At 73.3% G+C, this 25784-nt stretch carries 27 protein-coding genes; 19 read left to right on the top strand and 8 right to left on the bottom strand.

The window, feature by feature from the left end:
• Positions 1-75: 75 nt before the first annotated feature.
• The 5 genes from M6G08_RS23265 (at position 76) to M6G08_RS23245 (ending at position 5184) form a co-directional block, all read left to right on the top strand.
• Positions 76-417 (top strand): SCO0607 family lipoprotein, encoded by a 342-nt coding sequence (locus M6G08_RS23265; RefSeq protein WP_272591410.1) that lies wholly within the window; start codon positions 76-78, stop codon positions 415-417.
• A 179-nt stretch (positions 418-596) separates the two neighbouring features.
• Positions 597-1415 (top strand): hypothetical protein, encoded by an 819-nt coding sequence (locus M6G08_RS23260; protein WP_272589097.1) that lies wholly within the window; start codon positions 597-599, stop codon positions 1413-1415.
• A 45-nt stretch (positions 1416-1460) separates the two neighbouring features.
• Positions 1461-2324, top strand: a complete 864-nt coding sequence (locus M6G08_RS23255) for a DMT family transporter (RefSeq protein WP_272589096.1) — start codon at positions 1461-1463, stop codon at positions 2322-2324.
• A gap of 96 nt (positions 2325-2420) precedes the next feature.
• Positions 2421-3875: a basic amino acid/polyamine antiporter gene (locus tag M6G08_RS23250; protein ID WP_272589095.1), complete on the top strand. Its 1455-nt coding sequence runs from the start codon at positions 2421-2423 to the stop codon at positions 3873-3875.
• A 46-nt stretch (positions 3876-3921) separates the two neighbouring features.
• Positions 3922-5184, top strand: coding sequence for an arginine deiminase (locus tag M6G08_RS23245; RefSeq protein WP_272589094.1), 1263 nt, complete (start codon positions 3922-3924; stop codon positions 5182-5184).
• A gap of 25 nt (positions 5185-5209) precedes the next feature.
• Here the strand turns inward: M6G08_RS23245 and M6G08_RS23240 are convergent, their stop codons facing one another.
• Both M6G08_RS23240 and M6G08_RS23235 read right to left on the bottom strand, forming a co-directional pair.
• A complete protein-coding gene (locus M6G08_RS23240) occupies positions 5210-5488 on the bottom strand; it encodes a hypothetical protein (RefSeq protein ID WP_217251253.1) in 279 nt (92 codons plus the stop codon).
• Between the two features lie 124 nt (positions 5489-5612).
• Positions 5613-6503: an MBL fold metallo-hydrolase gene (locus tag M6G08_RS23235; RefSeq protein WP_272589093.1), complete on the bottom strand. Its 891-nt coding sequence runs from the start codon at positions 6501-6503 to the stop codon at positions 5613-5615.
• 124 nt (positions 6504-6627) lie between these two features.
• On the opposite strand from M6G08_RS23235, the gene M6G08_RS23230 reads away from it, so the two are divergent.
• The 4 genes from M6G08_RS23230 (at position 6628) to M6G08_RS23215 (ending at position 9333) form a co-directional block, all read left to right on the top strand.
• Positions 6628-6804, top strand: coding sequence for a hypothetical protein (locus tag M6G08_RS23230; protein WP_383141466.1), 177 nt, complete (start codon positions 6628-6630; stop codon positions 6802-6804).
• Entirely contained in the window at positions 6791-8161 is a 1371-nt protein-coding gene (locus M6G08_RS23225) for an amidase (protein ID WP_272589091.1), read from the top strand. The genes M6G08_RS23230 and M6G08_RS23225 overlap by 14 nt, the downstream gene beginning before the upstream one ends.
• Before the next feature lie 28 nt (positions 8162-8189).
• Positions 8190-8753, top strand: a complete 564-nt coding sequence (locus tag M6G08_RS23220) for a TetR/AcrR family transcriptional regulator (protein WP_272589090.1) — start codon at positions 8190-8192, stop codon at positions 8751-8753.
• A 121-nt stretch (positions 8754-8874) separates the two neighbouring features.
• Positions 8875-9333, top strand: a complete 459-nt coding sequence (locus tag M6G08_RS23215) for a hypothetical protein (RefSeq protein ID WP_272589089.1) — start codon at positions 8875-8877, stop codon at positions 9331-9333.
• A gap of 21 nt (positions 9334-9354) precedes the next feature.
• On the opposite strand, the gene M6G08_RS23210 is transcribed toward M6G08_RS23215, so the two are convergent.
• Positions 9355-11730 carry a glycoside hydrolase family 65 protein gene (locus tag M6G08_RS23210; RefSeq protein ID WP_272589088.1) on the bottom strand — a complete coding sequence of 792 codons (2376 nt, stop codon included), beginning with the start codon at positions 11728-11730 and terminating at the stop codon, positions 9355-9357.
• Entirely contained in the window at positions 11727-14117 is a 2391-nt protein-coding gene (locus M6G08_RS23205; RefSeq protein WP_272589087.1) for a phosphoketolase family protein, read from the bottom strand. The genes M6G08_RS23210 and M6G08_RS23205 overlap by 4 nt, the downstream gene beginning before the upstream one ends.
• A gap of 399 nt (positions 14118-14516) precedes the next feature.
• On the opposite strand from M6G08_RS23205, the gene M6G08_RS23200 reads away from it, so the two are divergent.
• Positions 14517-15899: an MBL fold metallo-hydrolase gene (locus tag M6G08_RS23200; RefSeq protein ID WP_272589086.1), complete on the top strand. Its 1383-nt coding sequence runs from the start codon at positions 14517-14519 to the stop codon at positions 15897-15899.
• The gene (locus tag M6G08_RS23195) at positions 15896-16639 is read left to right on the top strand and encodes a sulfite exporter TauE/SafE family protein (protein WP_272589085.1); all 744 of its coding nucleotides are present in this window, start codon (positions 15896-15898) and stop codon (positions 16637-16639) included. The genes M6G08_RS23200 and M6G08_RS23195 overlap by 4 nt, the downstream gene beginning before the upstream one ends.
• 35 nt (positions 16640-16674) lie before the next feature.
• Here M6G08_RS23195 and M6G08_RS23190 read toward each other — a convergent pair whose 3' ends face one another.
• Complete coding sequence (locus M6G08_RS23190; protein WP_003978241.1) at positions 16675-16953, bottom strand: metal-sensitive transcriptional regulator; 279 nt, start codon at positions 16951-16953, stop codon at positions 16675-16677.
• A 78-nt stretch (positions 16954-17031) separates the two neighbouring features.
• Here M6G08_RS23190 and M6G08_RS23185 point away from each other — a divergent pair, with 78 nt between their 5' ends.
• The 3 genes from M6G08_RS23185 (at position 17032) to M6G08_RS23175 (ending at position 20040) form a co-directional block, all read left to right on the top strand.
• On the top strand, positions 17032-17619 hold the full coding sequence (locus M6G08_RS23185) for a rhodanese-like domain-containing protein (protein ID WP_272589084.1): 588 nt from the start codon (positions 17032-17034) through the stop codon (positions 17617-17619).
• Between the two features lie 85 nt (positions 17620-17704).
• Positions 17705-18325 (top strand): TetR/AcrR family transcriptional regulator, encoded by a 621-nt coding sequence (locus M6G08_RS23180; RefSeq protein ID WP_272589083.1) that lies wholly within the window; start codon positions 17705-17707, stop codon positions 18323-18325.
• A 134-nt stretch (positions 18326-18459) separates the two neighbouring features.
• Positions 18460-20040: an MDR family MFS transporter gene (locus M6G08_RS23175; protein ID WP_272591409.1), complete on the top strand. Its 1581-nt coding sequence runs from the start codon at positions 18460-18462 to the stop codon at positions 20038-20040.
• 35 nt (positions 20041-20075) lie between these two features.
• Here the strand turns inward: M6G08_RS23175 and M6G08_RS23170 are convergent, their stop codons facing one another.
• Both M6G08_RS23170 and M6G08_RS23165 read right to left on the bottom strand, forming a co-directional pair.
• Positions 20076-20588 (bottom strand): GNAT family N-acetyltransferase, encoded by a 513-nt coding sequence (locus tag M6G08_RS23170; RefSeq protein ID WP_272589082.1) that lies wholly within the window; start codon positions 20586-20588, stop codon positions 20076-20078.
• 186 nt (positions 20589-20774) lie between these two features.
• A complete protein-coding gene (locus M6G08_RS23165) occupies positions 20775-21302 on the bottom strand; it encodes a copper chaperone PCu(A)C (protein ID WP_272589081.1) in 528 nt (175 codons plus the stop codon).
• A 187-nt stretch (positions 21303-21489) separates the two neighbouring features.
• Here M6G08_RS23165 and M6G08_RS23160 point away from each other — a divergent pair, with 187 nt between their 5' ends.
• The 5 genes from M6G08_RS23160 (at position 21490) to M6G08_RS23140 (ending at position 24823) form a co-directional block, all read left to right on the top strand.
• Entirely contained in the window at positions 21490-22074 is a 585-nt protein-coding gene (locus M6G08_RS23160; protein ID WP_272589080.1) for a sigma-70 family RNA polymerase sigma factor, read from the top strand.
• Positions 22074-22826, top strand: a complete 753-nt coding sequence (locus tag M6G08_RS23155; RefSeq protein WP_272589079.1) for an anti-sigma factor — start codon at positions 22074-22076, stop codon at positions 22824-22826. The genes M6G08_RS23160 and M6G08_RS23155 overlap by 1 nt, the downstream gene beginning before the upstream one ends.
• A gap of 74 nt (positions 22827-22900) precedes the next feature.
• Complete coding sequence (locus M6G08_RS23150) at positions 22901-23371, top strand: GNAT family N-acetyltransferase (protein ID WP_272589078.1); 471 nt, start codon at positions 22901-22903, stop codon at positions 23369-23371.
• Between the two features lie 219 nt (positions 23372-23590).
• Positions 23591-24289: an alpha/beta fold hydrolase gene (locus M6G08_RS23145; RefSeq protein ID WP_272591408.1), complete on the top strand. Its 699-nt coding sequence runs from the start codon at positions 23591-23593 to the stop codon at positions 24287-24289.
• 81 nt (positions 24290-24370) lie between these two features.
• Positions 24371-24823, top strand: coding sequence for a flavodoxin family protein (locus M6G08_RS23140; RefSeq protein ID WP_073728866.1), 453 nt, complete (start codon positions 24371-24373; stop codon positions 24821-24823).
• Between the two features lie 73 nt (positions 24824-24896).
• Here M6G08_RS23140 and M6G08_RS23135 read toward each other — a convergent pair whose 3' ends face one another.
• Positions 24897-25568, bottom strand: a complete 672-nt coding sequence (locus M6G08_RS23135) for a fasciclin domain-containing protein (RefSeq protein ID WP_272589077.1) — start codon at positions 25566-25568, stop codon at positions 24897-24899.
• Between the last annotated feature and the right edge of the window lie 216 nt (positions 25569-25784).

The raw sequence follows: 25784 nt of genomic DNA, 5'->3' as shown, positions 1-25784 counted from the left end.
GAGTACCCGTACTCATGAGGAGCCGGACCACGCCGGAGGAGGCTTGCCGTGTCAGTCTGCCAGAAGGAGCAGGACATGGGCGTCGTCAGCCGAGTTCACCGTCCGTCAGCCGTGCGCCGCGAGCAGCGCGCCGTACGTTCCGTCATCGGTCTCGCACTGGTCTGCGCGACCGCGGCCGCGGTGCTGACCGGATGCTCCATGAAGGAGGCGATCTGCGGCGGCGGCGAGTACCCGGTCGTCGGCGTCGGCGGCACCGGCAGCGCGTGCGTGCCCAACGGCGAGGAACCGCCCGGGGGTTACACCCGTTACCCGGCGGGCAAGGTGCCCGAGCACGTCGATGACGAGTGGGACACCTACTGGCGGACACACACCGTCGACAAGGACGGGCACACCGTGGAGTTGCCCGAGGGCCGGTAAGCGCGGGGTGTTCGCGGGCCGAACGCACGCACGAGGAAACACGGCGGCACATACCGCGATGACGGCCATACGTGGTATACCGGCCGGGCGCCGATCGGACATGGTCCCCATGTCCCGCGCCCGAAGTCCCGTCGTCCCTCCCGAGCCTTCACGGCCGCGAATCGAGGAGAGTCAGCAGCATGTCCGAGAGCACGACGCAGCCCGCCACCGAACTGGCATCGCAGTACAGCGTCCAGGTGACCGACGACCTGGAGCGCAACCTCAAGGAGCAGGAACGCATCAGCGCGGAGATCACCTCCCTCCAGCAGCAGCTGGCCGCGCTGCAGCACGACCACGCCCTGCTGGTGAACATGCAGCAGGCGCTGGGCATCACCCCGCCGCCCTCCCCGCCGGTGACCGCGGCGGAGCCCGCCGCGGCCGGCTCGGCCACCGTTCCCGCACCTCGCGACGGTGACACCGCGGAGCCGGCCGCCGGGAAGCGGACGCGGGGCCGCAGGACGGCCGCGGCTCCCAAGCGCGCCGCCGCACCGAAGCCGGGTGCCAAGCCGAGCGGCAAGCCGGGCGTCAAGCCGGCCGCCAAGTCCGCGGCCAGGTCCAAGCCGGCCGCCAAGTCCGCGAAGTCCGCTCCCAAGCAGACCCCGAAGCCGTCCGCCAAGGCCGCCGGGAAGGCGGCGGCCAAGAAGCCGTCGCCGCAGGCCGCGTCCGCCCAGCAGGCCGCCGCCCAGCCCACACTGGTCGAGCTGGTCCGCACCCACCTCGCCGAACAGAGTGAGCCGCGCTCCGCCGCCGAGATCACCACGGCGCTCGGCCAGGCACACTCCGGACGCACCATCAAGACCACGGTCGTGCGCACCACTCTGGAGGGGCTCGTCGCCAGGAACCAGGCGCAGCGCACCAAGCAGGGCACCTCGGTCTACTACACCGCCACCGACGCGCCCGAGGCGGCGAAGCAGCAGGACACCGAGGAAAAGGCGACGTCCGCGCAGAGCGGAGACTGACGGCCGCCGCGCGCGGCCGCAGGGAAACCGGGCGAGTATCGGTGGATGGGTGTCGTACTGCCGGTGCTCTTCGCACTCCTCGCCGCGTTCAGCAACGCGCTGGCCACCGTGCTCCAGCGCCGGGCGGCGTTGACCGTGCCCCAGACACAGGGGTTCCGCCCGGGGCTCGTCGTCGACCTGTTGCGGCGGCCGGTGTGGCTCGGCGGCATGCTCGCCGTGGTCGTCGCCGGCGTGGCACAGGCGGTGGCCCTGGCGACGGGGCCGCTGTCACTCGTACAGCCGCTGTTCGTGCTGGAACTTCCGCTGGCGCTGCTGCTGGCCTCGCTGATGACCGGCCGCCACCTGGCCCCCGCCCTGTGGCTGGCCGTGGGCGCGGTGGTCGTCGGGCTGGGACTCGCGCTGGTGTCGGCCGCGCCGGACGCGGGCCGGGAGGACGTTCCCCTGGACCGCTGGCTGCCCGCGCTGGCGGCCTGTGCCACAGCGGCGGTGCTGTTGGCGGCGGCCGGTCTCAGGCGCCCCGTCGGCAAGGCCCGCGCCGGCTGCCTCGGTGCGGCCACCGCGGTCTGCTACGCGCTGACGGCGGCCCTCATGAAGGACGCCATGCGCGTCCTGGACACGGACGGACTGGCCGGCTTCCTGACCACGTGGCAGACGTACGGCTTCGCCGCGGCCGGGGTCGGTGCCGTGCTCCTGCTGGAGCACGCCATGCAGGGCGGCCCCCTGGTCGCCTCCCAGCCCGCCCTCACCCTGGGGGACGCGGCAGTGAGCCTCATGCTCGGCGTGTTCCTCTACCGCGAGGACGTGCGCGGCGGCTGGTGGGTCCTGCCGCAGCTGCTCGGGGTCGCCCTCATCGTCGTGGGCGTCCTGACGCTCGCCCGGCGAGGGGCGGATCTGCGCGCCGGAGGGTGAGCGTCACCGGCGACCGGGTGACCGACGAACAAGATGCCCCAAGCCACCATATGGGGCACAGTGGTCGCGAATCGCCCGGCGACCCAGAGGGACGGCATGTCGCAGGCCGCTGCCACGGACACCGGCGGGGAGGCCCCGCCGGCCGCCAAGCTGCCCCTGTTCACCCTGACGGCCATGGTCGTCGGGTCGATGGTGGGTGCCGGGGTGTTCTCGCTGCCGGGGCGGTTCGCCGAGGCGACCGGCGTCGCGGGCGCGCTGATCGCCTGGGCGATCGCCGGTACCGGCATGCTGATGCTTGCCTTCGTCTTCCAGTCCCTCGCCGTGCGCAGACCCGATCTGGACGCCGGTGTGTACGCGTACGCCAAGGCCGGCTTCGGCGAGTACCTGGGCTTCTTCGCGGCCTTCGGCTACTGGGCCAGCACCTGTGTGGGCAATGTGACCTACTGGGTGCTCATCATGTCGACGATCGGCTCGATCTGGCCGGAGCTGGGTGACGGCGACACCGCCCTCGCCGTGGTCCTGTCCTCGGCCGGGCTGTGGGCGTTCTTCTGGATGATCCGGCGCGGGGTGAAGGAAGCGACGGCCATCAACAAGATCGTGACGGTGGCCAAGCTCGTCCCCATCGTCCTGTTCGTGATCCTGGCGCTGGTGTACTTCCGGCCGGGTGTGTTCGCCGACAACTTCGGTGGGTCGGACTACGCGGGCTCCCTGTTCTCGCAGGTGCGCGGCACCATGCTCGCCACCGTGTTCGTGTTCCTCGGGGTCGAGGGCGCCAGCGTCTACTCCCGGCACGCGGGGCGCCGCTCGGACGTGGGCAGGGCGACGGTGCTGGGCTTCCTCAGCGTGTTCGCGGTCTTCGCGTCGGTGACCATCGTGTCGTACGGCATCATGCCGATGGCCGAGATCGCGGACCTGCGCCAGCCGTCGATGGCGGGCGTCCTGGAGGAGGCCGTCGGGACCTGGGGCAGGGTGTTCATCAGCGTCGGCCTGATCGTGTCGGTGCTGGGGGCCTATCTGGCGTGGACTCTGATGGCGGCCGAGGTGCTGTTCGTCGCGGCCAAGGACGACGACATGCCGCGTTTCCTGCGCCGCGCCAACGCCGTCGACGTGCCCGTGCCGGCACTGCTGATGACGTCGCTGCTCACCCAGGTGGTGCTGATCGCCACCAGTTTCTCGGACGACGCCTTCAACTTCGCGCTCAACCTGACCAGCGCGCTGTCCCTGATCCCGTATCTGCTGGCGGCCGCCTTCGCGGTGCGCATCGGCGTTGGCGACGACCCGCGCACGGAGGGCGGGCGGACCTCCCGGCGGGAGCTTGCCGTCGGTGTCGTCGCCACGCTGTACACCGCGTTCCTGCTGTACGCGGCCGGACTGAAGTTCGTCCTGGTCTCCTTCATCCTCTACGCCCCGGCCACCGCCCTGTTCGTGATGGCCCGCCGCGAGCAGGGCCGACGCCTGTTCTCCCCGGCGGAACTCGTCGTCCTGGCCGTCTCCGTGACCGGCGCGGTGCTGGGCCTCGTGGCGCTGGCGGCCGGATGGATCAGCCTGTGAGCCACATCCCCTCTCCCCCACATCCCGCGCCCTTCAGGGAGGCCGTGTGACCAGCAACGACAGCGCCCCGATGCCCCCGCTCGGCGTCCACTCCGAGGTGGGCAGGCTGCGCAAGGTCCTGGTGTGCTCCCCCGGCCTCGCGCACCGGCGGCTCACCCCGACCAACTCCGACGACCTGCTCTTCGACGACGTGATGTGGGTGGAGAACGCCCAGCGCGACCACGCCGCGTTCGTCGGCGAGCTGCGCCGGCGCGGGGTCGAGGTGGTGGAACTGCACGACCTGCTCGCGCAGATCATGGCGATCCCGCAGGCCAAGGCATGGCTCCTGGACCGCAAGATCACCGCCAACCAGGTCGGCGTCGGCCTCATCGACGCCACCCGCGCCTACCTGGAGACCCTCTCGCCCAGGGAACTGGCCGAGTACCTGGTCGGCGGACTCGCGGTCGGTGATCTGCCCGAGGACTTCCGCTCCCCGTACCTCGCCCTGGCCCGCGAGTCGACCGGCGCCCGCGAGTACCTGATGCCGCCGCTGCCCAACACCCTCTACACCCGCGACACCACCTGCTGGCTGTACGGCGGAGTCACCCTCAACCCGCTGTACTGGCCGGCGCGGCACGACGAGACGCTGCTGATGAAGGCGCTCTACCTCTTCCACCCCGACCTCAGGGACTCCAAGGTGTGGTGGGGCGATCCCGAACAGGACTGGGGCCAGGCCACCTTCGAGGGCGGCGACATCATGCCGGTGGGCAACGGCGTGGTCCTCATGGGCATGAGCGAGCGCACCTCGCGGCAGGCCGTCACCCAGGTGGCCTCGTCCCTGTTCCGCGGCGGAGCCGCCGAGCACGTCGTCGTGGCCGGGATGCCGAAGCTGCGGTCCGCCATGCACCTGGACACGGTGTTCACCTTCGCCGACCGTGACGTGGTGACCCTCTACCCGCGCATCATGGACGCGGTGCACACCTTCTCGCTGCGCCCTGGGGACCGGGCCCCGGGCTTCGACGTCGTCGACGAGGGCACGACGCCGTTCACCGACGTGGTCGCCAAGGCGCTCGGGCTGTCCTCGCTGCGGGTGGTGGAGACGGGCGGCGACGCCTACGCCTCCGAACGCCAGCAGTGGGACAGCGGCAACAACGCGGTCGCGATCGAACCGGGCGTGGTGTTCACCTACGACCGCAACACGCTCACCAACGCCCTGTTGCGCGAGGCCCGCGTCGAGGTCGTCACCATCGTGGGCGCGGAGCTGGGCCGGGGCCGCGGTGGCGGGCACTGCATGACCTGCCCGCTGGTGCGGGACCCGGTCGACTTCTGACCGCCCCGGGGCCCTCGGCCGTCCGTCACCGGCAGAACCCGTAGGCCTGCTCCAGCCACCGGTGCAGTGCCGTGTGCACGCTGCCGGGGAGCTCGCTGAGCCGCTCGATGGCGGCCCGGTCCCCGGCGGAGGGCGCGATGCCGGCCGTGGTGAGCAGGGCCAGCAGGTCCAGGCGTCGCAGGTCGACGGGGTCGACGCGGCAGGGCACGCGTTCGGCGGGGTGGGGCGGCTGGAGCAGGAAGTCGCCGTCGGTGTCGCCGGAGCGCGCCGGGTCGGCGGCGGTCGGGGCAGTCATGGTGTGCATACCGCGGTCCTCCACTTGGTGGGTCGCCTTGGTGGGTCGGCGTTCTCGAGGGCAGGAGACACCGGCGAGGCGGCGGCTGGTTGCGGGCCGTCCGCCGGACCACACGGTGGATGCAATCGGCGCCTTATCGCACGAACCGGCCGGGCACGGGCGTCAGCCGGTAGGCGTCCTGGTGGCCGACGACCCGGCCCGCGGTGGGCGGCGGGAAGTGGGTACCCAGCACCAATGTGCCGGTGCCGGCCAGGGAGGCGAGCAGGGAGCGCCTGGTCGACTCGGCGAGGGCGGGGTCGATGTCCACGCAACTGCCCAGCGCGGGGTGGGCGAGTTGCACGGGATGGTGGACGCAGTCCCCGGTGACGAGGGCGTCGGCGCCGGGTCCGCCCACCCGCACGGCGACGTGGCCCGGGGTGTGGCCCGGGGTCGGCAGGAGGCGCAGGCCGGGCGCGAGGTCGGCGCCCTCGGGGGGTACGTCCACGAGGTCGAGCAGCCCGGCGTCCTCCACCGGGTGCACGGAGTCCCGGAACATCTGGCGCCGGGGCTCGTCCATCGGGTACGCGGCCCAGAAGTCGCGCTCGGCGCGGGAGACGACGTAGCGGGCACGGGGGAAGGTGGGGACCCAGCCGTCGTCGGTGCACCGCGTGTTCCAGCCGACGTGGTCGGTGTGCAGGTGGGTCAGGATCACCAGGTCGACCGTGTCCGGGTGGAAGCCCGCCGCCGTGAGCCGCTCCAGGTAGCCGGTGCGCAGGTCGTGCCAGGCCGGGTTCGCGCGCGTCTTGCCGTCGCCGATGCCGGTGTCGACGAGGACGCGCAGCCCGCCGGTGGTCAGGGCGAAGGTGTGGCTGCCGAGGCGCAGGACGCCGTCGTCGTCGGCGAAGTCGGGGCGCAGCCACTTCTCGCGGGTGACCAGGTCCGGGGTGGCTCCGGGCAGCAGCCAGGGGCCGGTGGCGGGCGGCAGGGGGGTCTCGTCGACGCGGTGGACGGTGGTGTCGCCCACGGTCCAGGAGGGGGTGTGCATGGCGGTGCCGTCTTTCGTCGAACTCGTTAAAAGCCATTGGTTTGCGTTTAGCCACCGTAGAACCCTATGGTCCCCTAACGCAAACAGTTAGCTTTAAGTGACCTCAGAGCGAAGGAGAGGGCCTGTGCCCATCCCCGAAGAGGAGCGCCGGGCCGTGGTGACGGCCACCGCGCGGCACATTCACGGCGTCGTCTCGGTACTGCGGGAGCTGGACTTCGGCGACACCCCGCCCGCTGCCGCCTTCCACGCCGCCGAGGCGTCGGACACCGGGAGCGAGGAGGTGCGTCGTGCGGCCGTATGAGTTGTCCCTGACCGCGGCCGCGGACGCCATCCGCACCCGGCGGCTCTCGCCGGTCGAACTGGTGGACTCGGTACTGGAACGCGCCACGCAGGTGCAACCGGAGCTCGGCGCGTACGTGACGCTGACGGCGGAACGGGCCCGCCGCTCGGCACGCGCGGCCGAGCGGGACGTGGCGAGGGGCAGCGTCCGGGGCCCACTGCACGGCGTACCGATGGGGCTCAAGGACCTGATCGACGTCGCCGGCACGGCGACCACCGCGAGCTCTCGGGTCCGCGCCGGGCATCGCGCGCGGGCCGACAGCACGGTCGCCGCGCGGCTGGCGGCGGCCGGAGCGGTGCTGGCCGGCAAGACCCACACCCACGAGTTCGCCTACGGTCTGACCACGCCCCAGACGCGCAACGCCCGGGACCGCGGCCGGATCGCGGGCGGCTCCAGCGGCGGCTCCGCCGTCGCCGTGGCGGCGGGCGCGGCCACCTTCGCCCTCGGCACCGACACCGGGGGCTCGATCCGCGTGCCCGCCGCCCTGAACGGCGTCGTCGGCCTCAAACCGACCTACGGTCTCGTCCCCCGCCACGGGGTGACGTCGCTGTCGTGGTCGCTGGACCACGTGGGGCCGATCACCCGCACCGTCGAGGACGCGGCCCTGGTCCTGGCCGCGGTGGCGGGCCACGATCCGCGCGATCCCGCCTCCACGCCCGCCCCGGCGGCGGACCACCGGCCGGCCGCGTGGCCGGGGGACCTGACGGGCCTGCGCGTCGGCGTGCCCCGCACCTACTACTTCGACCACGTCGACCCGGACGTCGAGACCGCCGTCCGGGGCGCCGTCGCGCGGCTGGCGGAGCTCGGCGCGCACCTCGTCGACGTGGAGATTCCCATGGCGCGCTACGTGCAGGCGGTCCAGTGGGGCCTGATGGTGCCCGAGGCCACCGCCTACCACGAGCGGACCCTGCGCACCGCCGCCGACCTGTACGAGGACGACGTACGCGTGCTGCTGGAGGCCGGGGAGCTGATGTCCGCCGGGGACCACCTGCGGGCCCAGCGGGCGCGGACGCTGATGCGGCGGGAGTGGGCGCGCCTGCTCCGGGAGGTCGACGTCGTCGTCGCACCGACCGTGCCCCTCACCGCGGTACCGGCCGGGCAGTCCGCCGTCACCTGGTCCGACGGCACGGTGGAGAGCGTCTCGGACGCCTACGTCCGGCTCTCCGCGCCGGCCAACATCACCGGTGTCCCGGCGCTGACCGTCCCGGTGGGCGCCGACCGGGCGGGCATGCCCATCGGCATGCAGGTGCTCGGGCGCCCGTTCGACGAGGCCACCGTGGTGCGTGTGGGCCACGCCTACGAACGGAGCACCGCTTGACGCAATCGCTTTGCTTTAGGCTGTCGGCATGAGTCCCAGACCGATGGCCCGCCCGGGCGGGCGCAGCGCCCGGGTCCAGGAGTCGGTGCACACCGCCGTACGCGAACTCACCGCCGAGGTGGGCCGCGACGCGCTGACGGTGCCGCTGGTCGCGGCCCGCGCCGGGGTCACCCCGTCGACGGTGTACCGCCGCTGGGGGGACCTCCAGGAACTGCTGTCGGACGTGGCCGTCGAACGGCTGCGCCCCGACGCCGGCCCCGAGGACCACGGCGGCCTGCGCGCGGACCTGACGGCCTGGGCCGAACAGTTCCTCGACGAGATGGCCTCTCCCCCGGGTCGCGCCTACATCCGTGACGCCCTGCTGGGCGATCCGGACGGCGGCAACGCGGGCCGGTGCTCGGCCTACGCCGCCGAGCAGATCGACATCGTCCTCGCCCGAGCGGCCGACCGCGGCGAGGCGGTGCCGGACACGGAGACGGTCGTGGACCGCGTCGTCGCCCCGGTCATGTACCGGATCCTCTTCCGCCCCGGCGGCCTCGACACCGGGTACGCGCGCCGCCTGGTGGCCGGGCTGCTGGACACGCCCGGTTAGCCCAGGGCGCTGCTCCGTACGAGTGGTGCGTTCGCGGAGTCGGCCGTACGGTCGGGTACGGGGAACGGAGCGGAGACAAGCGACCCCGAGACGGCTGGGAGCAGACATGGGCAGAAACCCGATGAGGGCAGCGATCACCCTCTGTGCCGCCGCCGCGCTCGCAGTACCCATGGGCACGGCCTCCGCGGCACCTTCGGCGCAGCACGCGACCACCGTCCGGACGGAGCACGGCCGGCACACGCAGGACCCGGTGCTGGTCGACTGCGCCTTCCAGCCCCAGGTGCGGCCCGAGGCGTTCATCCTCGCCTGCGGGGACGGCAACAGCCGTCTGGTCTCCCTGCACTGGATGCGCTGGGACGCCAACGCCGCGGTGGGCCGGGGCACCAACGTCGTCAACGACTGCGACCCGTACTGCGCCGCGGGCACCTTCCGCCCGTATCCCGTGATCGTCCGGCTCGACCAGCCGCAGGCGTCGCAGACGGAACCGGGCGAGCGGCACTACACCCGGCTGACCCTCACCTACACCGAGGGCAGGCCGGACGGCTACCCGCGCACGGTGACGTACCCCCTGTCGGGCTGACCGGCCCCGCGCTCCCGGCGGTCACTCCGGGAGCGCCAGCCGGCAGGTGTCGCCGGGCGCGAGCCGCACCTCTCGGTCCGGCAGCCGGATGTCGATGGGCAGCGGGCCCGAGGCGGGCACGGCGACCTCCAGCCGGCCGTGCTCCAGCCGGAACCGCACGCCCCAGTGGCCCTGGTAGCGGACGGAGAACCCGTACGACGACAGCTCCGGCAGCGGCACCGGGTCCAGCCACAGGGCGCCGGAGCGGGTCTCCAGCCCGGTCAGGCCCCGCTGCACCAGGTCGAGGGTGCCCGCCATGGCACCGAGGTGGATGCCCTCGCCGGTGGTGCCGCCCTGGAGGTCGGCGACGTCGCCCTTGAGCGCCTCCAGGCAGTAGGACCACGCCTCGGCGCGGCGGGCGCGGGCGAGGATCCAGCCGTGCACCAGGCCGCTGAGGGTGGAGCCGTGGCTGGTGCGGGCCAGGTAGTAGTCGACGGTGCGCTGCCAGGTCTCCTCGTCCAGGCGGTACCCCAGCCGGCCGAAGAGCGAGCGCAGTTCGGCCGGGGAGAACAGGTAGCCCAGCATCAGCACGTCGGCCTGCTTGGACGCCTGGTAGTTGTTGGGGCTGTCGTCCTCGGCCTCCAGGACTCGGTCCAGGCGCCGGATGTCGCCGTACCGCTCCCGGTAGCCCGCCCAGTCGAGTTCGGCGAGGTCGCCGTACCCCTCGAACTGGCTGACCACCCCCTGGTGGAAGGGGACGTGGAGGGTGCGGGAGACGCTCTCCCACTGTTCGAGCTCGGCGTCGTCCAGGTCGGTGCGCTCGACGAGTTCGCGGCGGCGGGGCTCGGGGAGGTCGCGCAGGACCTCCAGGGCGCGGGCCAGCACCCAGGCGGCGGTGACGTTGGTGTACGCGTTGTCGTCGAGGCCGGGCCGTTCCGCGCCCGGGTACGCCTCGTGGTACTCGTCGGGGCCGACGACGCCCCGGATGCGGTGCCGGCCCAGCTGGGCGTCCCAGGTGGCGGAGTCCGCCCAGAAGCGGGCGATCTGCAGCAGCATCTCGGCGCCCTTGGTGTGCAGGAACTCGGCGTCGCCGCTCGCCTCGCAGTACTGCCACACGTTGTACGCGATCGCCGATCCCACATGGTGCTGGAGGTGCGAGTGGTCCGGCAGCCAGCGGCCCGAGTGCGGGTTCAGGTGGAGCTGCTGGGTCTCCTCGCGCCCGTCGCTGCCGCTCTGCCACGGGTACAGCGCGCCGCGCCGGCCGGTCGCGCGGGCCGCGGCGCGGGCCCGCTCCAGACGGCGGTGCCGGTAGTGCAGCAGGGCCCGGGACACCTCCGGGAAGTGCAGGTTGAGGTAGGGCAGGACGAACAGTTCGTCCCAGAAGACGTGGCCGCGGTAGGCCTCCCCGTGCAGCCCGCGCGCCGGTACGCCGACGTCCAGGTCGGCGGTGTGCGGGGAGAGGGTCTGCAGTACGTGGAAGAGGTGCAGGCGCAGGATGCTGCCCGCCTCGCCGGGCACGTCGAGTTCGGCCCGGCGCCACAGCTGGCCCCAGGCCGTGCGGTGGGTCCGCAGCAGGTCGTCGAAGCCGGGGGCGTCGGTCACCCGGTCGACGGCGGCCTGCAGGGGGTCGCTGATCGCCGGGTCGCGCGAGGTGTGCAGCGCGACGACCTTGTCGACGGTGACGGTACGGCCCGGCTCGGCGCGCACGGTCGTGTACTGGGTGACCCGCTGGTGCTCCCGGGCCGGAGTGACGGGCACCCCGGCCGTGGTGCGCGCCGCCAGGCCGATCCGGATGTCCGAGGTGCGGGTGCGGCAACGCAGCCACACCGTGGTGTCGTCGGTGACGCCGGTGTGCACGTGGGTCAGGTGACGGCCGTCCAGGTCCCGGTAGCGCGGCACACCGGAGTTGGTGACGGCGCCGTCGAGGGCCGCCTCCACCTCCAGGTCCACCGCGCCGGCGTCCACCGTGAACTCCGTGCGCAGCGCGGCGAGGTGCGGGTCGGCCATGTGCACCAGGCGCAGCTGACGCAAGGTCAGCACGCGCCCTTCGCCGATCCCGAAGTGGGTGCGGCGCTCCAGCACGCCCGAGTCCAGGTGCACGGTCTGCCGGTGGTCGAGCACCTCGGTGGTGTCCGGCGTGATCCAGTCCCCTCCGGCGGTCCGGAAGCGCAACGGCAGCCAGTTGGGGAGGTTGACCACGTCCTCGTTCTCCACCTCCCGTCCGGCGACGGAGGAGGTGAGCCGGTTGTAGCAGCCGGCCCCATAGGTGCCCGGGTAGTGCACGTCGTCCGCGGCGCACTCGGGCAGCGCGCCGCGGGTGGCGAAGTAGCCGTTGCCGAGCGTGCACAGTGACTCGCGCAGCCGCTCCTCAGCCGGGTCGTAGTGGTCGTAGTCCCAGGTCGAGGGTGTCGCGGTCACCGTGCGCCCTCCCAGGTCCAGTCGGCGACCTCGGGCAGGTCCACTCCGTGTTCGCGGATCCAGTCGTGGTGGCGCAGCCGGGCGTCCGCCATCCGCTGCCGCACGGCGGCCGCGCGCACGGCGAGGCCGGGGACGCGGTCGATGACGTCCATGACGAGGCGGTAGCGGTCCATGTCGTTGCCGACCACCATGTCGAAGGGCGTGGTGGTGGTCCCGATCTCCTTGTAGCCGCGCACGTGCAGGTGCTGGTGGCCGGTGCGCCGGTAGGCAAGGCGGTGGATCAGCCAGGGATAGCCGTGGTAAGCGAAGACGACCGGCTTGTCGGCGGTGAACAGGCCGTCGTACTCGAAGTCGCTCATGCCGTGCGGGTGTTCGCCGCTGGGCAGCAGCCGGGCGATGTCCACCACGTTGACGACGCGCAGGGCGAGGTCCGGCAGGTGGCGGCGGACGAGCTGGGCGGCGGCGAGCACCTCCTGGGTGGGGACGTCGCCCGCGCAGGCGAGCACCACGTCGGGTTCCCGGCTGCCGTCCTCGGTGCCGGCCCAGTCCCAGATGCCGGCGCCGCGCGCGCAGTGCACCCGGGCCTCCTCGATGGAGAGCCAGTCGAAGCAGGGCTGCTTGCCGGCGACGATCACGTTGACGTAGTCGCGGCTGCGCAGGGCGTGGTCGGCGACGGAGAGCAGGGTGTTGGCGTCCGGCGGCAGGTAGACCCGTACGGCTTCGGGGCTCTTGTTGAGGATGTGGTCGACGAAGCCGGGGTCCTGGTGGGAGAAACCGTTGTGGTCCTGGCGCCACACGTGCGAGGTGAGCAGGTAGTTGAGGGAGGCGATGGGCGCGCGCCACGGCAGCCGACGGGTCACACGCAGCCATTTGACGTGCTGGTTGACCATCGAGTCGACGATGTGGACGAACGCCTCGTAGCAGGAGAACAGTCCGTGCCGGCCGGTCAGTAGGTAGCCCTCCAGCCAGCCCTGGCAGGTGTGTTCGGACAGGATCTCCATGACGCGGCCGTGCCGGTCGAGGTCCTCGTCGACGGGCAGGGTGCGTTCCTGCCAGGCCTTGCCGCTGGCGCCGTAGACGGCCTGGAGGCGGTTGGAGGCGGTCTCGTCGGGGCCGACGAGACGGAAGTCGCGCCGGTCGGCGGTGGCGGCCATGACGTCGCGGAGCAGGTCGCCGAGGACCCGGGTGGGTTCGTGCGTGCTCGCGCCGGGCTGGTCGACGGGGACGGCGTACCGCTCCAGCGGGGGCATGGGCAGCTCGCGCAGGAGGAGACCGCCGTTGGCGAAGGGGGTGGCGCCGAGGCGGCGCGGGCCCTCGGGGACGGCGGCGAGGACGGCGGGGCGGGGTGCTCCGATTTCGTCGAACAGTTCCTCGGGGCGGTAGGAGCGCAGCCACTGTTCCAGTTGCCGCAGGTGGTCGGGGTCGGTGCGGACCGCCGAGAGGGGGACCTGGTGGGCGCGCCAGGTGTTCTCCACGGGCAGGCCGTCGACCTCGGCCGGGCCGGTCCAGCCCTTCGGGGTGCGCAGGACGATCATGGGCCAGCGGGAGCGGTCCGTGGCGCCGTCCTCGCGGGCGGCCCGCTGGAGGGCTGCGACGCGGTCCAGGGCGGTGTCCATCGCCTGGGCCATCACACGGTGGACGGCGGCCGGGTCGTCGCCGGTGACGTGGATCGGGTCGTGGCCGTAGCCGCGCAGGAGTTCGTCCAGCTCTGCCTCGGGGAGGCGGGCGAGGACCGTCGGGTTGGCGATCTTGTACCCGTTGAGGTGCAGGATCGGCAGGACCGCGCCGTCGTGGACCGGGTCGAGGAACTTGTTGGAATGCCAGGACGTCGCCAGCGGCCCGGTCTCGGCCTCGCCGTCACCGATCACACAGGCGACCACCAGCCCGGGGTGGTCGAAGGCGGCGCCGTAGGCGTGCGAGAGCGCGTAGCCCAGCTCGCCGCCCTCGTGGATGGAGCCCGGCGTCTCGGGGGCGACGTGGCTCGGTACGCCGCCGGGGAACGAGAACTGCTTGAAGAGGCGGGCCATACCCGACGCGTCCCGGGTGATGTCCGGATAGGTCTCGGTGTACGAACCCTCCAGCCACGCGTTGGCCAGCACGGCGGGGCCGCCGTGCCCGGGGCCCCAGACGCACACGGCGTCGAGGTCGCGGGCCTTGATCACCCGGTTGAGGTGGGTGTGCACCAGGTTGAGTCCGGGTGAGGTGCCCCAGTGGCCGAGCAGGCGCGGCTTGACGTGCTCGGGGCGCAGCGGCTCGGTGAGCAGGGGGTTGGCCATGAGGTAGATCTGTCCGACGGAGAGGTAGTTCGCGGCGCGCCAGTGGGCGTCCAGTGCGGCGAGCTCCTCGTCCGTGAGCCCCGAGGGCGCCTGCTGCGTGTCGGCGGACATCGGGAGTCCTTTCCGTGTCGGGACAGCGATCGGGCCGCGCGGGCACCGGGTGCCCCGTGCACATCCCAACCCCGCGCGGGCCGGTCGGGTACCCGACAGGACCGTTCGGGTCACGCCGGAGTACGGACCGGACGGATACGGAGACCGGCACGGAGTCGGGTTACGGAGTCGGGCACGGAATGGCACGGCCGCCACCGGCGCCGACCCCGGTGCCGGCCGTGCTGAAGCACCGTTTACCCCAACTTTCGGATGGCACGCAGGAGTTGCGCGAGGCCTGCACCGCCCCGGTACGTACCCTGCACCGGCCCCACCCGTCCCGACAGTCGCCCCGATACCCCCCTGGGTATATCTGTTACGGTGGGAACGGATACCCCAGGGGGTAATCGGAAGGAGAGTGCCGTGTTCTTTGTCGACGTCCTGGAGACCGAGGGACTGGGCAACCGCAGCTACCTGGCCGGCGGCGCCCGCGCGGCCGTGGTCGTGGACCCGCCGCGGGACATCGACCGGGTGATAGCCGAGGCCGCGCGGCGCGGGGTGCGGATCACCGCCGTCGCCGAGACGCACGTCCACAACGACTACGTCACCGGCGGCCTGGAGCTGGCCCGCCTCACCGGCGCCCGCTACCTGGTGCCGGCCGGGGCGGACGTGGCGTACGCGCGGGTGGCGGTGACCGACGGGGACGTGGAGCCGGTCGACGAGGGACTGGAGCTGCGCGCGGTGGCCACGCCCGGTCACACCCCGCACCACACCTCGTACGTCCTTCAGGAGTCGGGCCGTGCGGTGGCCGCGTTCACCGGCGGCTCCCTGCTGATCGGCAGCGTGGGCCGCCCCGACCTGGTGGAACCGCGGCTGACCGAGGAGCTGGCCCGCGCCCAGCACGCCTCCGTCCACCGCCTCGCCGACCAGCTGGACGACGGGGTGACCGTGCTGCCGACGCACGGGTTCGGCAGTTTCTGCTCCTCGTCCCAGGCGGGCGGCGAGCACAGCACCATAGGCGCCGAGAAGGCGGGCAACCCGGCGCTCGTGCAGGACGTGGAGGCCTTCGTCGCCCAGCTGCTGGCGGGGCTGGACGACGTGCCCGCCTATTACGCGCACATGGGTCCGGTCAACACGGGCGGTCCCGCCCCCGTGGACCTGACCGAGCCCCGCCGGGCCGACGCCGACGAGATCGCCCGGCGGCTGGCCGCCGGTGAGTGGGTCGTGGACCTGCGCGGCCGGGTGGCCTTCGCCGCCGGGCACGTGGCCGGGTCGTTCAACTTCGAGGTCGACGGGCAGCTCGCGACGTATCTGGCGTGGATGATCCCGTGGGGCAAGCCGGTGACGCTGCTGGCGGGGAGCGCCGCGGACGTCGCCCGCGCCCAGCGGGAGCTGACCCGGGTGGGCATCGACCGGCCGGCCGCGGCGGCGGTCGGCTCCCCGGCCGACTGGCTCCCGGACGGCGCCCGGCCGGCCTCGTTCCGGCGGGCCACGTTCGCCGACCTGGCCGCGGCGCGCCAGCAGGACGCGGACGTGGTGGTCCTCGACGTGCGCCGGGACAGCGAGCGCGCACACGGCTGGGTCGAGGGCAGCGTGCACGTCCCCGTCCACGAGGTGCACCGCCGTCTGGACGAGGTGCCGCCGGGCACGGTGTGGGTGCACTGTGCGGGCGGCATGCGCGCGGCCGTCGCCGCGTCCGTGCTGGACGCCGCCGGCCGTGAGGTGGTCGCGATCGACGACGGCTTCGCGGCGGCGGGGGACGCCGGCCTCCCGCTGTTCACGCCGTCGGGCGGCCGGGCCGTATGACCGCGCTCGTCCTCGCCCTCGCGGCCGGTGCCGTGGCCGGCCTGGCCCTGGGCGCGCTGGGGGCGGGCGGCAGCATCCTCACCGTCCCCGCGCTGATCTACCTGCTCGGTTTCACCCCGGCCGCGGCGACCACCGCGAGCCTGGTCGTCGTGATCGTCTCGTCGGTCACCGCACTGGTCGCCCACGCCCGGGCCGGCGCGGTGCGCTGGCGGGCCGGGCTGGTGTTCGCGGCGGCGGGTCTGCTGCCCGCCGCGGCGGCCGGCGCGCTGTCCGCGCGGGTCCCCGAGACGGTGCTGACGCTGCTGTTCGCGGCGCTGGCCGCACTGGCCGGGGCGCGGATGCTGCGCCGCCGCGCGCCCAGCGAGGGCGGCCCCGCCTCGGGAGTCCGGGCGGCCGGGGCGGGGGCCGGGCTGGGCGCGGTGACCGGGTTCCTCGGTGTCGGCGGCGGCTTCCTCGCGGTACCCGCGCTGGTGACGGTGCTGGCCGTGCCGATGGGCGCGGCGGTGGGCACGAGTCTCCTGGTCGTGACGGCCAACGCGCTGGTGGCCCTCGCGGCCCGGGCGTACGGCGCCGCACACCTGGACCTCGCGCTGCTCCTGCCGTTCCTGGCCACCGCCGTCCTCGGGGCGTGGGACGGCAGGCGGCTGGCGGCCAGGGTGCCCGCTGGGACGCTGCGGCGCGTGTTCGGTGCCGTACTGCTCGCCGTCGCCGTGGCGATGGGCGTCACGGCGGCGCTGTGACCGGCCCACCGCGCCTGCCGGCCCGTCGGAGCCGGTCAGGCCAGGGAGAGGAAGAGCTTCTCCAGGCGGGCGCGCATCTGGGCCGAGTCCCGCACCTCGGGGTCGTCACTGGTCATGCACTGCTGGAGTCCCGTCGCGATGATCGAGAAACCGGCCCGGTCCAGGGCCCGGGAGACGGCGGCGAGCTGGGTGACCACGTCCTCGCAGTCGCGCCCCTCCTCGATCATCCGGATGACTCCCGCCAGCTGCCCCTGGGCACGCCGCAGCCGGTTGAGCGCCGACTTCAGCTCGTCGGCCGACATGTCGAGTTCCACGCTTCCTCCTCCACCGGACCCCACATACCCCCGCGGGTATCCTACCCCGGGGTCGTACGCAACGAGAAAGGTTCTTCCATGACCACCCGCACCGCACCGCCCGCCGAACTGACCCCGCAGGAGGCGGTGGACCGCCTGGGCGACTTCACCGTCGTCGACGTCCGCTCCCCCGGCGAGTACGCCGGCGGCCACCTGCCCGGCGCGCACAACGTCCCGCTGGACCGGCTGGACGAGGCCGCCGCCGCGCTCGGTGCGGCCGCCGCGCGCGGTCCGCTGCTGCTCGTGTGCGCCTCCGGGAACCGGTCCGCGCAGGGGCGCGCCCGGCTGGCGGCACGCGGCGTCGAGGCGGCCACCCTCGAAGGCGGCACGAGCGCCTGGGCGACGGCGGGCCACCCGGTCGAGCGCCCGGCCGGCACCACCCGTACGCCGTGGCCGATGGACCGGCAGGTCCGCTTCGCCGCCGGTTCGCTGGTCGCCCTGGGCTTCCTGGCGGGCCGCGCCTGGCGCCCCGCGCACTGGCTGTCCGGCGCCGTCGGCGCGGGCCTGGTCTTCTCCGGGGTGACCGGCACCTGCGGCATGGCGGCGGCACTGGCCCGGCTGCCGCACAACCGGGCCGCCGGGAGCGCCGCCCCCTTCGAGGAGACACTGGCGCGCCTGGCCGGCTGAGCCGGGCCACCTCAGGCCGGCGGGCGCCGACCCCTCACGAGGGTCGGCGCCCGCCAATTTTGCATGCCGTGCATCTTTGCATACCATGCAACTTATGACGGAGAAGAGTGCCGCGGGGGGCGGTCTGCGGGAGCGGAAGAAGCGTGCCACGCGTGCCGCTCTCGCCGAGGCCGCGGTACGGCTCGCCGCCGAGCACGGGGCGGAGAAGGTCACCGTGGAGGCGATCAGCGCCGCGGCCGGGGTCTCGGTACGCACCTTCTTCAACTATTTCGACACCCGCGACGACGCCTTCGTGGTCATCGACGCGGACGCCAGCGCCCGCATGCGGCGCGCCGTGCTCGAGGCACCGGCCGGGCACTCCCCGCTGGAGGTCGTGCGCGACGCCATGGCCGCGGAGATCGCCGAGGCGGAGCAGCAGCACGAACTGTGGCGGCTGCACGCCGAGGTGCTGCACGCCTCACCGCACCTGCTGGCGCGCCGCGTCGGCGCGCACATGGCGGCCGAGGCGGAACTGGCCGCAGCCATCGCCGAGCGTCTCGGCGGCACCGGCGGTCTCTACCCGCGGCTGCTGGCGGCGGTGGCCGCCACCGCGGTGCGCACCACCATGGACCACTGGTCGGCCCACCAGGAGGAAGCCGCCTTCCTGGACGTCTTCCACGAGGTGTTCTCCCTCCTGGCCGCCGGTCTCCCGGCCCCTCCCGTGTAAGCGCCTCCACTCCCACCTCCGCCCTCACTCCCACCTCCGCCGCCGCGCCGGGCGCCGGCGCGACTCGTCAGACCACCACCGAAAGAGATGCCGTGACCGCAGCTCAGGCGCCCGCCGACGCGCCTCCCGCCTCCATGAACCAACGGCAGATACTCCAGGCCATGTCCGGCCTGATGGCCGGCATGTTCGTCGCCATCCTCGCGGGCACCGTCGTGTCCAACGCGCTGCCGACGATCATCGCCGACCTGGGCGCCAGCCAGTCCTCCTACACCTGGGTCGTCACCGCCGAACTGCTGGCGATGACCGCGACCGTGCCCCTGTGGGGCAAGCTGTCCGACCTCTTCAACAAGAAGCTGCTGCTCCAGCTCTCGCTGCTGATGTTCGTGATCGGCTCGCTGCTCGCGGGCTTCTCGCACGACACGACGCTGCTGATCTTCAGCCGGGTCGTGCAGGGCATCGGCGCGGGCGGTCTGACCGCGCTCGCGCAGGTCGTCATGGCCGCCGTCATCCCGCCCCGGGAACTGGGCAAGTACTCGGGCATCTTCGGTGCCGTCTTCGCCGTCGGCACCGTGGCCGGGCCGCTGATCGGCGGTGTGCTGGTGGACACCGACTGGCTGGGCTGGCGCTGGTGCTTCTTCATCGGTGTGCCGTTCGCGCTGCTGGCCATCTTCCTGCTCCAGCGCACGCTGAAGCTGCCCACCGTCAAGCGCCAGGTGAAGATCGACTGGCTCGGCGCCTTCCTGATCGTCGCCGGTGTCTGCGCGCTGCTCATCTGGGTCTCCCTGGCGGGCAACCGCTTCGACTGGGCGTCCTGGCAGACCGCAGCGCTCGTCGTCGGCGGCGTGGTGCTGCTGGGCCTGGCGGTCCTCGTCGAGGCCCGCACCGACGAGCCGGTGATCCCGCTCGGCATCTTCCGGAACCGCACGGTCACCCTGACCACGGTCGCCAGCCTCCTGGTCGGCGTCGCCATGTTCGGCGGGACCGTCTTCCTCTCCCAGTACTTCCAGGTCTCCCTGGGCAAGTCGCCGACCGTCGCCGGTCTGATGAGCCTGCCGATGATCCTGGGTCTGCTGGTGTCGTCCACCGTCGCCGGACAGCTCATCAGCCGGACCGGCAAGTGGAAGGGCTACCTGGTGGCGGGCGCGGTCATCATGACCGCCGGTCTGGCGCTGCTCTCGCTGATCGACGCCGACACCCCCTTCGGGCTCCTCAGCGTCTACATGGCCGTCCTCGGCATCGGCGTCGGCATGCTGATGCAGAACCTGGTGCTCGCGGCGCAGAACGACGTCCCTGCGGCCGAACTGGGCGCGGCCACCTCCGTGCTGTCCTTCTTCCGCAGCATGGGCGGCACGATCGGCACCAGCGTGCTCGGCGCGATCCTCGCCAACCGGGTCGCGACCGAGATGACCAGGGGCCTGGAGAAGGCGGGCGCCACCGGCGCCGCCGAGGGCGGCTCGGGCGGCGGTCACGGGGCCGTCCCGGACATGAGCGAGCTGCCCGCCCCGATGCGGGAGATCGTGCAGCACGCCTACGGCGTCGCCACCGCCGACCTGTTCCTCGTGGCCACCCCGTTCGCGCTGCTGGCTCTGGTCGCCGTGGTCTTCATCAAGGAGAAGCCGCTGAAGACCACCAGCGGCATGGAGCGCCTCGCCAAGGAGGCCGGCGAGTCCGCCGCCGCCCCGGCGGACAAGGGCCCCGCGGCGCCTGTCGCCTGAGGCACCCGGCACACACGGCAGAGGGGCTCCCGCGGTCAGATGCCGAAGGGAGCCGCGTACCGGACGGTGCCGGCCGGCAGCGGGTGGGCGGCGTCCAGGGTGAGCGCCATGAGCGCCTCGTCGGGGACGTCGATGGTCAGGCCGATGCCGTGGGCGGAGGCCCGGCCGAAGCCGAACCGGGGGTAGTACTCCGGATGCCCGAGCACGACGACGTGGTGCTCGCCGAGGCGTCCGGCCGCGGCGAGTGCCGCACGGACGGCCGCGGCGCCGGCGCCGGTGCGCTGGTGGTCGGGGAGCACGGCGACGGGTGCCAGGCAGAGCGCCGGGCTGTCCCCGATGTGGCACCGGGTCAGCAGTGCGTGGCCCACGGGGCGGTCGTCGTCGTCCACCGCGACGAGGGACAGGCCGTCGATCCAGGCCCCGGGGTCGGCGCGCAGCGCGTCGACGAGGGCGGCCTCCTCCGGCGTGGGGAAGGCGGCGCGGACGATGGCACGGACGGCGGGGACGTCGGCGCCGGTCTCGGCGCGGGTGATCCAGGTGTGCGGCATGGCTGGGTCAGGATCCGTTCCTGGTTGCGTTCGGCTGGGTCAGGACGTGGCCCGGGGCGCGAGGGAGACCCGGGCGCCGCGAAACGCGGCTTCGAGCGCGGTCATCGACCTCACCTCCCCGTCGTCCCGATCCATGGGCGCGTCGAACGCGAACGGCCGCAGTCTACCCGTGCGGCGCCGGCGGGGTCACCCGCTGGGCGTGGGGCTGGTGTCGTAGGCGGGGACCTGCGACTGGATGTTGAAGGTGACGGACCCGGCCTTCTCGAAGTTCAGTGTGATCTTCATGAAGTCGCCGCCGCGGACGACCTGGCGCACGTCCCGCAGCAGCAGGTGGCTCTTGCCCCGCTCCAGTTGCTGGAGCTGGTTCGGCGGCAGCTCCACCCCGTCCGGCAGACGCTTGCCGTCGGCGTCCACGATGTCCACCGACTCGGCGTTGGAGCTGCTCGCACCCACCAGCCGGTCGGTCTTGTCCCCGTCGTTCAGGAGCCAGACGTACGCCGGTATGTCGTCACCGATCTGCCACGGCTCACCCTTCGGCTCGGCCACGTGGGCATAGCGGACCAGCACGTCGCCGACGCTCGCGTTCTGGCCGGGCGCGTGCCAGTCACGCAGCTCGAAGCTGTCGTCCCCGCCGCATCCGGTCAGGGCCAGCGCCGTCGCGGCCACAACGGCGGCGGCTGCGGTCCGAGCGGTTCTCCCACGGGTGAGCACCATGGCACCTCCAGTGCGGCGGTCGGCATCCGCACCCGGGTTGCCCGCGGCCCGGAGTGCAAACGGCTGGTGCCGCGCCGGCACCGCCCCGCCGGGCACCGTGGGAGGCTCGCGACCAATCCGCGGGCCGTGCGGCCCCGGATTACCCGGGGACACCCCCGCCCGTCGCATTCTTTTTGGAGACACCCTCGTGAAGGAAGCCGTACACATCGGCAGAAATCCATCGGCCCGGCCTGATCTGCAACAGCTCATCCGTGAGGTGGCCCTGGGCGATCAGGACTCCTTCGCCGCGGTCTACGACGCGGTGGCGGGGCCGGTGCTCGGGGTCGTCCGGGCGGTGCTGCGCGACCAGGCGCAGTCGGAGGAGGTCGCGCAGGAGGTGCTGGTGGAGGTGTGGCGCACGGCGCCCCGCTACCGGCCCGAGCGCGGCACGGTGATCAACTGGATCCTGACCCTCGCCCACCGGCGGGCCGTGGACCGGGTGCGGTCGGCGGAGGCCGCCGCCGCCCGCGACCACAGGGCGGCCCTGCTCGACCGTACGCCGGAGTACGACGAGGTGACCGAGCAGGTGGAGACGCGGCTGGAGCGGGAGCAGGTACGGCGGTGTCTGCGCACCCTCACCGAGATCCAGCGCCAGTCCGTCACCCTCGCCTACTACCGCGGCCTGACCTACCGGCAGGTCGCCGAGGCGCTCGCGCTGCCGCTCGGCACGGTGAAGACACGGCTGCGCGACGGGCTCATCCGGATCCGTGACTGTCTGGGGGTGAGCGCGTGATGCGCACCGAGGACCTGCACAGCCTGACGGGCGCCTACGCCCTGCACGCGCTGCCCGACGGCGAACGGACCGCGTTCGAACGGCACCTGGCGCACTGCGGCCCCTGCGAGCAGGAGAGTCTGGAGCTGGCCGCGGCGGCGGCCCGGCTGGGCCTGGCCACCACCGTCACCCCCGGCCCCGTCCTCAAGGACCGGGTGCTGCGGCGAATCACCACCGTGCGCCAGGTGCCGCCGAACGGCGGGACGGTGGAGCGGGCGCGGCGCGTCGTGCCCCGGGGGCGGGGTCTGGCCCGGTGGGCGCTGGCCGCGTGCGTGGCGGCGGCGGCCGGGCTCGGCGGCACCACCGTCTGGCAGTACCAGCGGGCCGAGGACGCCGGGGAGCGGGCGGCACGGGCGGAGCAGCGGGCCGGCACCCTGGTCGGCGTGCTGGCCGCACCCGACGCCGAGTCCCGCACGACGCGCCTGGCGGGCGGGGCGACCGGGACGCTGATCGTGTCCGAGCGCGAGGACCGGGCCGTGTTCCTGGCCTCGGGCATGGCCGAGCCGCCGCAGGGCAAGGTGTACCAGCTCTGGTTCGACGACCACGGCACGATGCGCCCGGGGGGCCTGATGGAACCCGGCCGCACCAGTCAGGCGGTGCTGATGGAGGGCGCCGTTGACGGCGCGGCGGGTGTCGGGATCACGGTGGAGCCGGCGGGCGGCTCCGCGCGGCCGACCTCCGCGCCGATCGCGCTGCTGAACATGCCGGCCTGAGCCCGGTGGCCCCGCGTCAGCCGCGCCCGCCCCCTCGGTGCCCGCCGGGCGGGCGCGGATGCAAGGCTTCGGCCATGACTCTCTCACCCACGCCGGACACCGTCACGACCCGCAGCGCACGTCCGGAGGATTTCGACACGATCGTCGCGGTGGTCGACACCTGGTGGGGACGCCCGGTGTCCGGCCTGCTCAACCGGCTCCACCTGGACCACTTCCACCGGACCAGCCTGGTCGCCGAGGGTGAGGACGGGCAGCTCGCGGGCTTCGTCGTCGGCTTCCTCTCCCCGTCCCGGCCGGGTGAGGCGTACATCCACTTCACCGGAGTCGCCCCGGGGATGCGCCGGACCGGACTCGCCCGGTCGCTGTACGAGCGGTTCTTCGCCGGGGCGCGCCAGGCCGGCCGCACGGTCGTCAAGGCGGTCACGTCGCCGCACAACACGCGCTCCATCGCCTTCCACACGGCCCTGGGTTTCGAGTGCTCCGAGCCGGTGGCCGACTACGACGGTCCGGGGCAGGACCGGGTGGTGTTCTCCCGCCGACTGTGACGGACAGGCGGGAACGAACGGCGGGGACGGCGAGGCGTCCCCACCGTCCGCTCCGTTCCCGGGCCGTCCGTTCCGTTCCCGGGCGCGGTACCGCCACGGGCCGGGCGGATTGGCGGAGGTTTCGACGACCGGGCCCGGGCCGTCCGGCGGGCGTGCGGCAACGGGTCAAGGATGGTCGCGGTGAGCGGTGGTGACCGCGGTGGACGACGAGGGGAGCGGATGGGCACGCGGGACGAGGCGTCGACGAGGGCTCTGGTGGTACGCCGTCGGCCGGCGCGGGCGCGCGCGGCCGTGCTAGTGCTGCACGGCGGCCGGGCGGAGAGCCGCCGGACCGCACGGCCCTGGCACCTGGCGGCGCTGCGGATGCACCCTTTCCTGCGCACCCTGAGGTCACGGACCGACCGGGACGACGTGCTGCTGGGTCAGGTGCGCTACCGCCGGCGCGGCTGGAACGGCGCGGGCGCGGAGCCCCTGAAGGACACCGTGCGGGCGCTCGCCGAGCTGCGTGAACTGGTGGGTGACGTGCCGGTGGTGCTGCTGGGGCACTCCATGGGCGGCCGGGCCGCGCTGCGGGCCGCAGACGCCCCTCAGGTGCGCGGTGTGGTGGCCCTCGCTCCCTGGTGCCCGCCCGGCGAGCCCGTCGCGCAGTTGCGGGACCGGCACGTCCTCGTCCTGCACGGCAGCCGCGACCGGATCACCGACCCCGGGGAGTCCGCCGCGTACGTCTCCCGCGCCCGCGCCGCCGGCGCCCGGGCCGGCATGCTGCTGGTGGCGGGCGGCGACCACGCCATGCTCCGCCACCACGACCGCTGGCACCGCACGGCGGCCTCGGCGGTGGCCCACCTCCTCGCCCCCGCCACGGCCCCCTCCCGGCTCTTCACCCGGGCCACCACGACCGTCGATCCCGTGGTCCTGTGACGGCGCCGTGCCGGTGGGTGGGCAGCCGGACCGGGGTGGCGTTCCTTGCCCCCGCGGGGCGTCGGACGGCAGGCTTCGGGTGTGACCACTTTGCTGATCGTGCACCACACACCGTCGCCGAACTGTCAGGCGATGCTGGAATCCGTCGTGTCCGGGGCGACCGATCCGGAGATCGAGGGCGTACGGGTGGTCCGGCGCGCGGCGCTGGCGGCGACCGCGGCCGACGTGCTGGAGGCCGACGGATACGTGCTGGGCACGCCGGCCAACCTGGGGTACATGTCGGGGGCGCTGAAGCACTTCTTCGACCAGGTCTACTACCCCTGCCTCGACGAGACGCGGGGCCGCCCGTTCGGCTACTACGTGCACGGCGGCAGCGACACCACCGGCGCGGTGCGCGGCATCGAGGCGGTCACCACGGGCCTCGGCTGGCAGCGGGCGGCGCCGGCGGTGACCGTGGCCGGTGAGCCCGGCAAGGCCGATCTCGAGGCCTGCTGGGAGCTGGGGGCCGCGCTCGCCGCCGGACTGATGGACTGAACCGGAGGCAGGCACGGGGCGGCGCCGGGTGCGGCCGTCTGCCCGACCGCACCCGGCGCCGTCCGCCCGCACGTCAGCTCTTGGGCATGAGGACGGTGTCGATGATGTACACGTTGGCGTTGGCGGTCTTCACGTTGCCGCAGACGACCTTCGCGGAGTCGTTGACCGTGTAGGCCTCGTCGGAGCCGGAGGTGGTCAGCTTCGACTTCTGCAGCGTCTCGAAGGAGCCGTTCTCCAGGTCCTGGGGCGCGAGCTGCTGACCCACGACGTGGTAGGTCAGGATGTTGGTGAGCATCTCCTTGTCGGCCAGCACCTTGTCCAGGTCGGCCTCCGGGATCTTGGCGAAGGCGTCGTTGGTCGGGGCGAACACCGTGATGTTCTCGGCGTTGTTGAGCGTGTCGACGAGGCCGGCCTTCTTCACCGCCGTCACCAGGGTGGACAGGGCCGGGTTGTTGGAGGCGGCGGTGGCCACCGGGTCCTCGGCCATGCCGTCGAAGGAACCGGCGCCCTCCTTCGGCACGGAGGAACAGGCCGGGCCGAACGGCTCGTCGGTACCGGCCGTGTCGCCGCCGGCGGACTGGTCGTCGCCCGCAGACCGGTCGTCGGTGGCGGCGGGGGCGGAGGAGGCCGCCTGGGCGGAGCCCGACGAGCCGCTGTCGCCGTCGTCGGAGCAGGCGACCAGGGCCAGGGGCAGCACGGCGGCCGCGGCGACGGCGACGGCGGAGCGGCGAATACGGGCGTTCATGGATTCTCCCGGAAAAAAGGGCAGCACAGAGGCCGCGTTGGTGCGGAGTACGGTGAAGTGGTGGTCGGTCGGCGGGGTGCGCGGCCCCGCCCGTCGTCAGTCGGTGGACCCGCGCCGGTCCCCGTCGGCGTCCCTCTTCGCGGCGAGCGCACTCGGAGGTTCCGCGCTCGCCGCGGGGCCGAGCCCGCTCGACGGGGGTTCCGGCGCGGGCAGGTG

The organism is Streptomyces sp. M92, from assembly GCF_028473745.1.
Taxonomy (GTDB): domain Bacteria; phylum Actinomycetota; class Actinomycetes; order Streptomycetales; family Streptomycetaceae; genus Streptomyces.
The sequence above is the reverse complement of the archived record's forward strand: the minus strand, read 5'-3'. Positions and strand labels throughout refer to the sequence as shown.